The organism is Bradyrhizobium sp. CCGUVB1N3, assembly GCF_024199925.1.
In the GTDB taxonomy this organism is placed as follows: domain Bacteria; phylum Pseudomonadota; class Alphaproteobacteria; order Rhizobiales; family Xanthobacteraceae; genus Bradyrhizobium.
In genome coordinates, this window is the sequence record NZ_JANADR010000001.1 from 449,793 (window position 1) to 462,651 (window position 12,859).

The following is a 12,859-nucleotide window of genomic DNA, read 5'->3' on the forward strand; positions in this document are numbered from 1 at the left end:
TTTGCAGCGAAATCATGGGCGAGCTTCCGGAGTGGTTCGATCATCCCGAGGCCAATGCTGCCTGTGCGGAGGTCGTCGAGGAGTTGCCGATGTTCGCCTGCCAGTTGGAGGGCAACGTTGCTGGCCTTGTGGCGCTGAAGCTGCATCCCCCATCTGCCATCGAGATCTTCGTGATCGCTGTGCGCCGCAGGTTCCATGGTCAAGGCGTGGGGCATCTGCTCATCGGAGCCGCGGCTGACTACGCCCGAAACACCGGTTGCCGGTTGCTGACGGTGAAAACGCTGGCGCCCCGTGATCGAGACGAGCCCCAATATGCGGAAACGCGCGCCTTCTATGAGCGCAATGGGTTCATTGCCGCCGAGATATTCCCCACGCTCTGGCACGAGGACTTTCCGTGCCTGTTCCTGGTCAAACCGCTCGACAGGAGATCTGCTTGAACAAGCATGCTTCGGCTTCGGCCCATTTGATATCGGATCACGAGTTGATTGCCGGCAACACCGCACTGTTTGCGCCGAATGGGCCGGTGCCGTTCAACGCTGCGTCGCCACCGATTTTCCAGACGTCGCTCTTCACCTTCGAAAGCTACGCGGCGATCGAGGACGTATTCGCTGGGCGGTCCGAGGAGTTCATCTACTCTCGCGGCAACAATCCCACGGTTGCGGAATTCGAGAGTCTAATTGCCGCGCTCGAAGGTGCCGAGACAGCCCGTGCCTTCTCCAGCGGCACAGGCGCCATCACTGCCGCAGTGCTCGCCTTCGTCGAGCAGGGTGACCGGATTGTCGCAGTTCGTAACGTCTACAACGATGTCTACTGCCTGTTCGGCAAGCTGCTTCGGAAGTTCGGCGTGACCGTCGACTACGTCGATGCGACGGATCCTGCGAAAGTTGCTGCCGTGCTGCCCGGTGCGAAGCTGCTCTATCTGGAGAACCCGACCTCCATGGTGTTCGAGGTCCAGGACATCGCAGCTCTTGCCGGGCTTGCCCGACAGCACGGCGCGATGACCATGATTGATAACTCCTGGGCGACACCGTTGTTTCAGAAGCCGCTGCTGCACGGCGTCGATCTCGTCGTTCATGCGGCTTCAAAATATCTCGGGGGACACAGCGACACGGTCGCGGGGGTCGTGGCGGGATCGAAGGCCCATATCGCCCGCATCAATCGGACGAGCTATCCCTATCTCGGTGCCAAGCTTTCGCCCTTCGAGGCGTGGCTGTTGCTGCGTGGCATGCGGACGCTGCCCTTGCGCATGTCTCAGCACATGAAGAGCGGGCTGATCCTTGCGGAACGGCTGGGAAATCATCCCTTGATTGCACGGGTTCGGCATCCGGCATTGTCCGATCATCCTGGGAAGGCATCGCTGTCAGGTTTTTCCGGCCTATTCGGCTTCGATGTCGCGGACGACGTCGACGTGCCTGGTTTCGTCAATGCGCTAGAGCACATCCGCCTCGGCGTCAGTTGGGGCGGTCCCGAAACACTGATTGTCCCGGCGCAGGCGGCATTGCAGCTTCCTGAGGAATCCAATTCCTTCCGACGCTTCGGTGTCGTCGATCGCACGATCCGCTTTGCGGTTGGTCTCGAGGATCCCGACCTGCTCTGGCAGGATATCGAGCAGGCTTTGGCGGCGTCCTGACGAGGTAGGCCGAGATCGCTCTTGCAGCCGGGGCTTTGCCCGGCGGCAAAGTTTGAACGGGCCGAACTCGCTGGCGGCTGTCATCGACGGGCTCGCGATGCGCCCACGGGAATCGCGCTCATCTGTTTCAACGAAATCTAGTGTTGAAGGTCTCCAAACTGAACGGGGACGTCTTGAGCGCGCCGCCGATGATCAGCAAAGTCGCAACGCGGCGGACTTGATGCAAGACTTCTACGATCAAATTGTCGAACTGTGGGGCAGCGGGGAGGTTGCTCGTGAATCTGTGCAACCTGGCTCTGCATGGTCTGCCCAGTGGCTGGAGTTTCCTGGTTGCGTGGCCATCAGGGGTGGATTTGGCTTTGACACCAAGACCGACGTAGTTCTTCCACCAAGCTTGTTTATCTGCCTGCATTTCGACAGCACAGGCGAGGGGGCCAGTGGCTCAGCGCACAAGGAAGTTGCTGGCGAAACGAAAATCTCGGTAGTTGCCGTCCGCGAACCCGGCGCGGTGGGTGAGACAATTCGACGCGGCGAGAGCTTCGCGATCGGCTTGGCATTCGCCCAAGGTTCGATCGGCGGGCTTGGCCTCGAGAAAGAGTTTCTTGCGCTCTTCAAGGAGAGCAGAGCGAAGACGACGGTTGCTTCGTTGAAAGCAACTCCGCGGATTCAGGCCATCGCTGCGGAGATGTTCTCGGCATCCCTTGACAGAAGCGGTGCTCAACTGCTGTTGCGTGCGCATGCCGCGGAGATCTTGGTCTATACGCTGTTCAATGCGCACGGCCAGGTCGAGCCGGACCTGGCTGTGGATCAGAAACGAATCCGACTTCAATCCGTGAAGGACCAGATCGACGCGGATCCCGGCTATCCGTGGAGCATCCCGGAATTGGCGCGGCGCGCTGGGCTAAGTCACCGATCTCTCAATCAGCAGTTCCAAATGGTCTATGGCGAAAGCGCGATCGACTATCTGAGGAATAAGCGGCTGGATGCCGCACGCGACATTCTGCTTCACCAACGCTTGTCGGTCACTGAAACGGCCTACCGGGTCGGCTATGCGCACCCGGCAAATTTTGCCACGGCTTTTCGCAGGCGCTTTGGCCACTCACCGAGTCGTTGCCGCTGATTTCAATCTGCCGATCTTGTAGCGGCCTGCATTCACATGCGTCTTTCTGCATGACATCCCGTCGCGCCGATGAAGCGGTCGCGACGGCGCAGGTTTGGAGAGCCTCCACAAGAGATCAAAAGTCATTTGCGCGCTCGCAAAGGCGACGCGCGCTCAAATCTGATTTGTCCGGGTTGGTCGAGAATACAACTTTGGGATGACAATGGGGCGCAACGATAAGAAAACATTCATTTGCGGTCAGCTGGTGAAGGCTGGCTTGGGATTGGTCGGCTTGGGAGTGGCCATGCAGGCAACTCCATCCGCCGCGCAGGTGTCCGAGGCTGGTCCGGATGGGAAGACATCATTGCCTCCGGTCACGGTGGATGCTCCCAGTCAGCCCCGGGCGCGCACCCAGACGGCCACGCGGGGCCCGCAATCACCCCGCGGGCGGGCGGTATCGCAGCGCAATTCGGGCGGCACGTCAGCAGGCAGGAATCCGAACGAGCGCAGTTCCGGCGTTGAGCGGGCCAATGGCTCGAGTGAGACCAGCTACGTTGCGGAAACAAGCACAGCGTCCACGAAAACGAGCACGCCGCTGATCGAAACGCCGCAATCGATTTCGGTCGTGACGCGCAAGCAGCTCAGCGACCGGGCGGTTCAATCGTTGACGGAGGCGGTCGGTTATGAGCCGGGGGTCCGCATCGATGCGGCTGGCTTCGATCCGCGATTTGATTCCATCTCGCTACGCGGCTTCGATGTCACCTACAATGGCGTCTATCTCGATGGGCTGCGCCTCGTCGGCGCAGGCCTCGGCGTGTTCAAGACCGAGCCCTACGGCCTCGACAGCATTACGGTCGTTCGCGGGCCGAGCTCGGCGCTGTATGGCCTCGGCTCCCCCGGCGGCCTGATCGATCTATCGAGCAAGTTGCCGACAAGCCAGCCGTTCCACGAGGTGCAGACGCTGTTTGGCGACCGTAGCCGCTATCAGGGCAATTTCGATCTCTCTGGTCCGCTCGATTCCACCGGTCAGTTCCTCTATCGACTGACGGGCGTCGTTCGCGACGCGGATGTGTTCGTGCCCGGCGGCAAAGACGATCGTGTCTATATCGCGCCGGCCTTTACCTGGAAGCCCGACCAGTCGACGTCCTTTACGGTTCTCGCGGGCTACCAGAAATCCAAGACGCCGGGATCCATGTTCACCTATTCGTCGTCGACGGGGACCACTACCGATATCTATACCGGCAGCCCCTCTTACAACTCGCTCGACCAGGAGCAGGGCCGCGTCGGCTACATCTTCGAGCATGCGTTCGACAACGCGGTCACCGTGCGGCAAAAATTCCGCTACACGGATCTCGATTCGACCACGCGGTATGTAGGCTTTCTTGGCGCGCCGGTGAATGACGTCGTTTCGCGCTATACGGGCTACGTCCATGATCTGCTGAAATCGGCCGTTGTCGACAACCAGGTCGAGGCCAAGGTTGCGACCGGGCCTGTACAGCACACCGTACTGATGGGTTCCGACTACACATGGTCAAAGTTCAACGACATGCAGGGATTTGGGGGCGGCGTTTCCGATCTCAATCTGGCCGCGCCTGTCTATGGGCTCGAATCCATTCCCGATCCGGCGATTTCAGCTTCGATCGAGCAGCGGCAGACCCAATTGGGCGTCTACATCCAGGACCAGGCCAAGTTGGATCACTGGATCCTCACATTGAGCGGTCGCAGCGACTGGGTGCGCACCACGGGGGAGGATCTGATCGCCGTTTCCCGGCAGGTGCAGTCCGACCAGGCCTACAGTGGACGAGCTGGACTGTCCTACGTCTTCGAGTCCGGTGTCGCGCCCTACGTGGCTTATTCGACCTCGTTCTTTCCGAACCTCGGTGTTGATCCGAATGGCGTCTTTTTCAAACCGACCACGGGTCGGCAGACGGAGATTGGCGTCAAATATCAGCTGCCAGGCACCAGGAGCTTCATCACTGCCGCGGTCTTCGATCTGACCCAGGATGGCGGCCTGGTGACGACAGGAACGGGCGTCACGGTTCAGCGGGGTGAGATCGAGAGCCGCGGTTTTGAACTGCAGGGGCTCGCGAGTCTCGGTGGCGGTTTTGATATCACGTCGTCCTACACGTATCTCGACATGGTCACTAAGCAGGCCGCGGACAGCGCGACGATCGGAAAATTCCCATCGGGCAATCCGCCGCATACCGTCACGCTATGGGCAAACTATGCGATCCCGCAGGCCGCAGGGCTCAGCGTCGGCGGTGGCGTGCGATACATGTCGTGGAGCTACGGCGACGACGCGAACACGTTCAAGAACAGTGCAGTCACCTTGATCGACGCAGCATTGAAGTATGACCTGGGCCAGGCGGCCAAGGAGCTGAAGGGGATGCAGTTTCAGGTCAACGCCAAGAACCTGTTCAATCTGCACTACACCACGTGTCAGGTCGGCTACTGCTATCGCGGGGCGCCGCTGACGGTGATCGCGACGCTCGGCTATCGCTGGTGAGGTCCTCTCGGAAAAGTCCGCCAGTTCGGAGGCCTCCGCTTCGGCGTAGGCCTCCGCATCCCCGGGTCAACGGATGACATCATGTTGAACGTCACAGGCAACGCGGATCAAGATGGACTCTTGAACACGCTGATCTGCAACCGGCGTCGTCTGATGGCGATTGCCGCGCGAATCCTGGCATCGGAGGAGTTGGCGGAAGATGTCGTCCAGGACGTGATCCTCAAGGCATGCGATCTCAGGGGATTTCGTCCGGACTGCCCGTTGAGCTTTGCTTGTCGGATGGTCCGCAACCTCGCCATCGACCGGGCAAGGCAGCAGCGATGGGAGTTGCGGCACGTGCTGCCACCGGACGATCTCGATACTATTGAAGCCCCGATCGCCGACCCGCAATGCACGTTAGAAGGATGTGAAGCGCTGCGGATTGTCCTCAACGCTCTGGATCACCTTCCCGAGCGGACGCGCTCGGTCTTTACGGCGCACCGGCTGGATGGCGTTCCGCAGAAAGCATTGGCCGCGAGTCTCGGCGTATCGCCGACCCTGGTGAACTTCATGATCCGGGACGCGCAGCGACATTGCGTCGCCTGCCTCGAATCTCACGGGCCGCCACTGCGGACCGGTGTCACGGATCAATCTTGCAAAGCTGCCTGAGGAATAATCTGTCGGCTGCCTGTGTTGGAGACTATCGTGAACGAAATACCGGCGCGCATCGCCGATACGCTTCAATTCGATCTCGCACCACGACGTGGTGGTGCGCCGTATCGGATCTTCTATCGCGCTCCGGCGGGTGAGGCGCCGGCCGATGGGTGGCCGATCCTTTATCTTCTGGACGGCAATGCGGTGATCGGTACTGCAGTGGATGTGCTGCGGGTTCAGGGCAGCTATCCGCTCGGGACGGGCATTTCGAATGGGATACTGGTAGGGATCGGCTATCCCACGGACGATGCCTACGACAGCGTCCGCCGGTCATGGGACATGGGGCCGCCGCCCGGCCGCACCTATCCACCGCACAGTCCGGGCGGGCCGGATGTTCGAACCGGAGGAGCCGACGAATTTCTCGCTTTCATTGAGGATGAGCTCAAGCCAGAGATCTCGCGGCGGATCGCCGTGGATTTGACGCGTCAGGCGATTTTCGGCCACTCGTTTGGAGGACTTTTTGTTCTTCATGCTCTTTTCAATCGGCCGGATGCGTTCGCAACCTGGATCGCGATCAGCCCCGCAATCTGGTGGGAGGAGGGAGCTATCCTGGCTGCCGCGACGCGGTTTGAGGCCACCAGCGGACCGCGTTTCGGGAGGGTTCTGCTTGCTGCAGGCGAATATGAGCAGCGACTTGCTCCTTTCCAGGAGACCGCACCTGATGCCGCGTCGCGCGCAGTGCGCTTTGCCGAGAGCCGGATCGTCGATAATGCCTGCGCCATGGCGGATCGTCTGTCGTCCATCTCCGGCCAGCATGTGCGATTTGAATTGTATTCGGGTGAGACCCACATGTCGGTGCTTCCGGCCGCCGTCAATTCGGCCGTGCGATTTTCGTTCGGGCCGGAGTCCGGACCAGTGTCTCGTGTGGGCGCGCAGCAAACGCGGTCATGACGTTCTCGCCAGGATGCCACTCCGATCCGTCTGCGGTTTCCCTCGATCCGATTTCGGATACACCGCTGTTCGAGTTGAATGGTGCCGGCTTCAAGCTGGCTGAGCGCACGCTGTTTGATCCATTGACGCTCGACTTGCGCGCTCGGAAGGTCATCGGGGTGATTGGCCGAAATGGCTCCGGCAAGTCGACATTGGTCAAGTTGCTTGCGCGTCAGCAGCCGGCCTCCGTGGGCGTCATTCGCTTCAAGGGGATCGATCTGCAAAGATGGAGCAACCGGCCGTTTGCCCGCAAGGTTGCGTATCTGCCGCAGCAGACGCCTCTCGCCCCGGCCGTTCTGGTTCGTGAGTTGGTCGCGTTCGGCCGCTATCCGTGGCACGGCGCGCTCGGCCGTTTCGGCGCTCTCGACAAGGACAAGGTCTCAGTGGCGATGCGGCAGACGGGAACCGAGGTCTTTGCCGATCGGCTCGTCGACACTCTCTCAGGCGGGGAGCGTCAGCGAACCTGGCTTGCCATGCTCCTTGCGCAGGATACCGAATGTCTCTTACTCGATGAGCCAACCTCGGCCCTGGACATTGCACATCAGATCGAGGTCCTCTCGCTCGTGTGCCGTCTGTGCCATGAACGCGGTCTGGGAGTCGTCATGGTTTTGCACGACATGAACATGGCCGCGCGCTTCTGCGACGAGATCATCGCGCTCCAGTCCGGACGTGTCGTCGTGTGCGGACCGCCGAAAGTGATCATGACGCCAATGATCCTTGAGAAGATCTATGGCGTGTCCATGGGCGTCACGCGTTGTCCGGAAACGGGCCGCCCCATCAGCTATCCACGCTGACAAGGATAGAACGCGCGGCTCTTAGAGCGGTCGGAGCGGCAAATCACGGATTGGCTCTCGTTGGCTGCAGCTGGCTTAAGCTTGCTCATGACGGATCGGATGGATAGTTCAAGTGTTTCAGTTGCCTAGAGGGCGGCGTGTGCGCGACCTCCACGGGGAAATCAAGAGAAATCTGGTCACGTCGAGTGTGGGCAGGCCTAGTGAACGGGGCAGAGTGGGCAAGTCTGGCGACGTCAGCAAATGAAGACGATTTATCGAGGCATCATTGGACTCTCAGTAGGCGAAATCCATCTTTGGCTTGCGGACGACCGGCTTGATCTCGTGACGGCAGCCGCTTCACGCTCTTTTTTGGCTCCGGACGAAAAGCAGCACGAACTGCGCTTTCACTTCGAAAGAGACAGGGACCGGTACCTTGCGACGCGTGCGCTGGTTCGAAGGGTACTATCGAGGTATCAACCCTTGCACCCAGCAGACTGGGTGTTTTCGCAGAACGCGTACGGGCGTCCGGAAATTGACGCCATGCGGACGGGAATCCGCGATCTGTTCTTCAACGTTTCACACACAACCGGTCTGATTGTTCTGGCAGTTGCAACGGGCCGGGCGGTAGGAGTGGATGTCGAGAACACCCAGAGGGACAAAGATCTGCTAGATGTCACGAAGCAGGTCCTTTCGCCAGAGGAGCTGCAGGATCTTGTCAAAGTGCCGGGCGAGCTCAAGGTTGAGCGGTTTCTTCAATACTGGACTCTCAAGGAAGCCTACATCAAGGCACGCGGAAAGGGAGTGTCCATACCTCTAGAAAAGCTTGGTTTCCGATTCGACCAGAGCGGCACTATTGATCTGGAAATCGCTCCAGAACTGGCTGACGCCCCCTGTCGTTGGCAATGTTGGCAATTCCGTCCTGAGGATGGCTACCTCATCGCGCTCTGCGCTGAGCGCATTGAACACATACCGACGGGCATCGTTGCAAGAAGAATGACTTCATCCGGCGTGGACGAAATTATCCCGGTGCAAGTTGATCGCGTGTCGGCATAGAGCCATTCGCTCCGGCGCTTGCTACTGATCGACGATCGCGTCGATTTCCTCCTTCAGAAGTTCACCATAGCGTTCGATGACGCCGGGCGTCAGTTTCGCGCAGAGCAGCGTGAAGCTGAGCGCGGCGCCCGGCTTGTCGCCCGGCGTGATGATCGGCATTCCAACTCCGGCAATGCCGGGAATGAGTTCACCCAGGTCCACGGCGTAGCCGCGCCGGCGGGTATCGGCGATCAATTGGCGAACCTTGTCCTCGGTGAGGTTGCGATAGGACGCGAAGCGCCCGAGATTGGCGCGGATGATGTAGTCCTGCTCGTCCTCGTCGAGGAATGCGAGCATCGCGATCGAGCCAGGGCCGACGCCGAGGGGCACGAAGCCGCCGACCGATCCCGTCAGCGTCGGCACGATGCATTCGCCGTCGCGCCGGTCGAGGCAGACTGAATCATGGTTGAAGCGGGCCATCAGGTGGGTCGTGTCGCCGGTGCGGCGCCTGAGCCGAGTCAGCGCGACCTCGCAGCGGCTGATGATGCCGGGGCCGCGGGCTGCGCGGACGCCGTAGATCGCCATGCGTGCACCTAGCCGGTAACGCCGCTTCTTGTCGTCGCGGGCGAGCAGCTTGTGGCCGACCAGCGTGTTGAGGATGCGGTGACAGGTGGCGGTGTTCAGCCCGGAACGGGCCGTCAATTCCTTCAGCGACAGGCCCTCGACGCCGCCATCGGCGACGAGATCCAGCAAGACGACGGTACGGTCGAGCAACTGGGCTCCACCGGACGGCGGTTGGACGATCGTGGGCACAAAATCTCACATTGTGAAAAAAGAACGTTCGATAGCTTGTACATTGAGAAAGATGTGTCTCCAATGATGAAAATTAGATCGCTCAAGAGGGGTGCATATTTTTTGAGCGACCTGATTTCTGCATTCGCACAAGGCTAATGGCTGACGCGGCGCCGCGGCAACGGCACCGGAAGGCCGTGATTTATCCAGAGGAACAGGATGACAGGCTTCAAAAGGATGATGGGCGTTTCCGTTCTCGCGCTCGCTGCCGTCTTTGCGGGTGGCGCCGCCGTGGCGGGTACGCTCGAGAACGTCAAGGCACGCGGCAAGCTGATCGTCGGCGTGAAGAACGACTACGTGCCCTACGGCTATTTGAACGACAAGGGCGAAGTCGTCGGCTTCGAGGTCGCGCTTGCCAAGTACGTCGCCAAGGAGCTCCTCGGCTCCGAGGACAAGATCGAGCTCGTGCCGGTCATCGCTGCCAATCGCATCGATTTCCTGACCGCAGGCCGCATCGATGCCATCTTCGCCACACTTGGCGTCACGGCCGAGCGCGCCAAGGTCATCGACTTCACGACGGAATATGTTTCCGCCGCCGGCCCATCGGTGCTGATGGCCAAGGACGCGACGCTCTCCAAATGGGAAGAGCTGAAGGGCAAGTCGATCTGCGGCATCCAGGGCTCCTACTACAACAAGAAGATGACCGAGGAGTTCGGTATCACTCTGGTCGCCTTCAAGACGCAGCCGGAAGCCTATCGCGCGCTGAAGGACAATCGCTGCATCGGCTTCGTCTTCGACGACATGACGCTTCAGCAGAAGCTCAAGGAGCCCGATTGGGCGAGCTACAAGATCGCCGTTGCACCCTATGAATTCCAGCCGATGGCCGGCGGCGTCCGCAAGGACGACGCGGGGTTCCGCGAAGCCGTCGACAAGGCCATCGGGAAGGCCGAGGCCGAAGGCAAGCTGATTGCGTGGGAGACCGAGTTCGGCATGCCGCACTCCGACTACATCGCTGCGCGGGCAAAGGCTGCTTCTGCGAAGAAGAACTGACGGACACGGAGCAGCAGCCTTTGTTAGGTCTCGACTATTCCTGGCTCGCGGATCCAGCGTACCAGCGATGGCTGCTCATCGGTGTCGTCAACACGCTGAAGCTGGCGGCGCTCTCGTCGAGTGCCGCCATCCTCATCGGCATGCTGGGGGCCCTTGGCCTCACGCTGCGGATATTCTGGCTCGACGCCCTGATCGAGCTGTTCGTCGAGGTGTTTCGCAACACGCCGCCGCTGTTGCAGATGCTGTTTGCCTATTTCACCCTCTCGACCCTCGGCCTCAAGGTGACCGATCCTTCAACCGGGCTGTCGGTGCCGCTGCTCAGCGCCTTCGCCTGTGCTGCGATTTCGCTCAGTCTCTTCGGCGGGGCGCTGGCGATAGAAACCTTTCGCTCGGGCATCGAAACCATGCCGCGATCGATCATCGATGCGGCGCGGTCACTGGGGTACGGCCGATGGGCCCGCTTCTGGCGCATCGAGGCGCCTATCGCGACCCGCATCTGCCTGCCGGGACTGACGAACATCCTGACCAACCTCTTCAAGACGACCTCGCAGGCGTCCGTCATCACCGTGCCGGAGCTCATGTACTACGCCGGGCAGATTTACAACGATACGTTTCGCACGCTGGAGGTAATGATCCTCGTGCTCCTCATCTACGTGACGCTGGTGTCCGTTCTTACATTCGCGATGGCAAGGCTCGAAGCCTTCATGGCTTTCCCTGGTTACGGAAGGGGGCATTGATGACGGGTTTGGTGCTCCACTACGAGGACAAGAAGCGCGCCGTTCAGTTGCTGATCGCCCTTGGTGTGGTGGTCTGGATTGGTGTCGATGCCGCGACGGGCGGCTCGGCGTACTGGACCCGTGTGCTGGTGCGGCTTCCCGTGCTTCTGACCGGCTCCGCAACCGGTTGGCCGGTCACCGGCGGTTTTGTCCTCAATATTCTTCTTTCCGTTGCGTCGATGGTTCTGGCGACGGCGCTTGGCACAGTTGTGGGGCTTGGAACGCTCGCGCGGTTCGGACCGATCCGGATCGTTTCGCTCCTGTTGGTGAACTTCCTGCGCAATTCACCCTGGCTCGTTCTGCTCTTTGCAACGCTCTATTTCCTGCCCTTCGAGATGCGCATCTTCGGCACGATTGTTCCGTTCCCGCCATTCGTGAAAGCCGTGATTGGCCTTGCGCTGCCGACGGCGGCGAATTTCTCCGAGGTGATCCGCGGCGCGGTTCAATCCGTTCACAGCGGCCAGTGGGAGGCGGCCCGTTCGCTCGGCTACAACACCGGCCAGATCTACCGCCACGTGATCATGCCGCAGGCCATGCGGCGCATGATTCCGGGTTGGATGAATCTCTACGCGCTGCTCATGATCGCGACCGCGCTCGCCACGGTCACCGGCATCCAGGACGTGCTGACGATCCTGAACACTTTGCTGGCCACGGAGAACGAGCGCGTGATCGTCTACTTCTATCTGACCGTCCTCTTCCTGTTCATCGCCTACTGCTATCCGATTGCGGCCCTGGCGCGCCGGCGGGAACGTGCCGTGAAGGGAGAAAACCTGTGAGCCGCACCGATGCGCTGATCGAACTCGACAACGTCCGCAAGTCCTTCGGCGACTTCCAGGTTCTCAAGGGCATTTCGATGTCTGTGCAGAAGGGAGAGGCCGTCTGCATTATCGGTCCCTCCGGGTCGGGAAAGTCCACCATTTTACGCTGCATTAACGGCCTATTTCCGGTGGACGAAGGCTTTATTCGCGTCGGTGCGCATCGCGTGCATGAAATGAAGTCGGAAAAGGCGATGCGTGCGTTGCGCCATCAGGTGGCGATGGTGTTTCAGCAGTACAACCTCTTTCCCCATCGCACGGCGCTGGAAAACATCATGATGGCGCCGATCCAGGTGCTCGGACATGATGGCGCCGAAGTCGAGGAGCGCGCCCGCAATCTCCTGAAGAAGGTTCGACTCTCCGAAAAGGCGAACAGCTATCCGGGACAGCTTTCCGGCGGACAACAGCAGCGCGTGGCAATCGCCCGCGCACTCGCCATGCAGCCGGAGGTGATCCTGTTCGACGAGGTGACGGCGGCGCTCGATCCGGAAACGGTGAAAGACGTTCTCTTCGCCATCCGCGAACTTGTGGAGGAAGGCCTCACCTGCATTCTCGTGACTCACGAGATGAAGTTCGCCCGGGAAGTCTCGCAGCGAGTCTGCTTCACCGATCATGGTCTGATCGTGGAGAGCGCGCCTCCCGCAGAGCTTTTCGACAATCCGCGAGATCCGCGCACTCGCGAATTCCTCGGTCAGGTTCTCTGATCGCATCACCGGGCGGACGGGACGTCGTTGGTCCGGTGCAATCGACCTGTCGGGACTGG

General features: G+C 60.4%; 13 protein-coding genes. 12 read left to right on the forward strand and 1 reads right to left on the reverse strand.

Annotated features, from left to right (window positions below; genetic code table 11):
* The first annotated feature begins 14 nt into the window (after positions 1-14).
* The 8 genes from NLM33_RS02005 to NLM33_RS02040 all read left to right on the forward strand — a co-directional run bounded on the left by NLM33_RS02005 (position 15) and on the right by NLM33_RS02040 (position 8,684).
* Positions 15-437 (forward strand): N-acetyltransferase, encoded by a 423-nt coding sequence (locus NLM33_RS02005; RefSeq protein ID WP_254094210.1) that lies wholly within the window; start codon positions 15-17, stop codon positions 435-437.
* Positions 434-1,630, forward strand: coding sequence for a PLP-dependent transferase (locus NLM33_RS02010; protein WP_371929891.1), 1,197 nt, complete (start codon positions 434-436; stop codon positions 1,628-1,630). The genes NLM33_RS02005 and NLM33_RS02010 overlap by 4 nt, the downstream gene beginning before the upstream one ends.
* Before the next feature lie 52 nt (positions 1,631-1,682).
* The gene (locus NLM33_RS02015) at positions 1,683-2,750 is read left to right on the forward strand and encodes a helix-turn-helix transcriptional regulator (protein ID WP_254094212.1); all 1,068 of its coding nucleotides are present in this window, start codon (positions 1,683-1,685) and stop codon (positions 2,748-2,750) included.
* A gap of 283 nt (positions 2,751-3,033) precedes the next feature.
* On the forward strand, positions 3,034-5,235 hold the full coding sequence (locus tag NLM33_RS02020; RefSeq protein ID WP_256570509.1) for a TonB-dependent siderophore receptor: 2,202 nt from the start codon (positions 3,034-3,036) through the stop codon (positions 5,233-5,235).
* 120 nt (positions 5,236-5,355) lie between these two features.
* Positions 5,356-5,883 carry a sigma-70 family RNA polymerase sigma factor gene (locus tag NLM33_RS02025; RefSeq protein WP_254094215.1) on the forward strand — a complete coding sequence of 176 codons (528 nt, stop codon included), beginning with the start codon at positions 5,356-5,358 and terminating at the stop codon, positions 5,881-5,883.
* 36 nt (positions 5,884-5,919) lie between these two features.
* Entirely contained in the window at positions 5,920-6,819 is a 900-nt protein-coding gene (locus NLM33_RS02030) for an alpha/beta hydrolase (protein WP_254094216.1), read from the forward strand.
* The gene (locus tag NLM33_RS02035; protein ID WP_254094217.1) at positions 6,816-7,652 is read left to right on the forward strand and encodes an ABC transporter ATP-binding protein; all 837 of its coding nucleotides are present in this window, start codon (positions 6,816-6,818) and stop codon (positions 7,650-7,652) included. The genes NLM33_RS02030 and NLM33_RS02035 overlap by 4 nt, the downstream gene beginning before the upstream one ends.
* Before the next feature lie 240 nt (positions 7,653-7,892).
* On the forward strand, positions 7,893-8,684 hold the full coding sequence (locus tag NLM33_RS02040; RefSeq protein WP_254094218.1) for a 4'-phosphopantetheinyl transferase superfamily protein: 792 nt from the start codon (positions 7,893-7,895) through the stop codon (positions 8,682-8,684).
* A gap of 21 nt (positions 8,685-8,705) precedes the next feature.
* Here NLM33_RS02040 and NLM33_RS02045 read toward each other — a convergent pair whose 3' ends face one another.
* Complete coding sequence (locus tag NLM33_RS02045) at positions 8,706-9,437, reverse strand: IclR family transcriptional regulator (protein WP_254094219.1); 732 nt, start codon at positions 9,435-9,437, stop codon at positions 8,706-8,708.
* A 237-nt stretch (positions 9,438-9,674) separates the two neighbouring features.
* Between NLM33_RS02045 and NLM33_RS02050 the strand changes: the two genes are divergently transcribed.
* Genes NLM33_RS02050 through NLM33_RS02065 form a run of 4 tightly spaced genes read left to right on the forward strand, consistent with a single transcriptional unit; the run spans position 9,675 to position 12,800 of the window.
* Positions 9,675-10,505: a transporter substrate-binding domain-containing protein gene (locus tag NLM33_RS02050; RefSeq protein WP_254094221.1), complete on the forward strand. Its 831-nt coding sequence runs from the start codon at positions 9,675-9,677 to the stop codon at positions 10,503-10,505.
* 20 nt (positions 10,506-10,525) lie between these two features.
* Positions 10,526-11,242, forward strand: a complete 717-nt coding sequence (locus NLM33_RS02055) for an amino acid ABC transporter permease (RefSeq protein WP_254094224.1) — start codon at positions 10,526-10,528, stop codon at positions 11,240-11,242.
* Positions 11,242-12,057 carry an amino acid ABC transporter permease gene (locus tag NLM33_RS02060; RefSeq protein ID WP_254094226.1) on the forward strand — a complete coding sequence of 272 codons (816 nt, stop codon included), beginning with the start codon at positions 11,242-11,244 and terminating at the stop codon, positions 12,055-12,057. Before NLM33_RS02055 ends, NLM33_RS02060 begins: the two co-directional genes overlap by 1 nt.
* On the forward strand, positions 12,054-12,800 hold the full coding sequence (locus NLM33_RS02065) for an amino acid ABC transporter ATP-binding protein (RefSeq protein ID WP_305880482.1): 747 nt from the start codon (positions 12,054-12,056) through the stop codon (positions 12,798-12,800). Before NLM33_RS02060 ends, NLM33_RS02065 begins: the two co-directional genes overlap by 4 nt.
* The last annotated feature ends 59 nt before the right edge of the window (positions 12,801-12,859 follow it).

What these genes read in the sequence shown, in the direction of transcription:
- NLM33_RS02050 (WP_254094221.1), top strand. Translation starts at nt 9,675, where the DNA reads ATGACAGGCTTCAAAAGGATGATGGGCGTTTCCGTTCTCGCGCTCGCT.
- NLM33_RS02020 (WP_256570509.1), top strand. Translation starts at nt 3,034, where the DNA reads ATGCAGGCAACTCCATCCGCCGCGCAGGTGTCCGAGGCTGGTCCGGAT.
- NLM33_RS02035 (WP_254094217.1), top strand. Translation starts at nt 6,816, where the DNA reads ATGACGTTCTCGCCAGGATGCCACTCCGATCCGTCTGCGGTTTCCCTC.
- NLM33_RS02060 (WP_254094226.1), top strand. Translation starts at nt 11,242, where the DNA reads ATGACGGGTTTGGTGCTCCACTACGAGGACAAGAAGCGCGCCGTTCAG.
- NLM33_RS02040 (WP_254094218.1), top strand. Translation starts at nt 7,893, where the DNA reads ATGAAGACGATTTATCGAGGCATCATTGGACTCTCAGTAGGCGAAATC.
- NLM33_RS02005 (WP_254094210.1), top strand. Translation starts at nt 15, where the DNA reads ATGGGCGAGCTTCCGGAGTGGTTCGATCATCCCGAGGCCAATGCTGCC.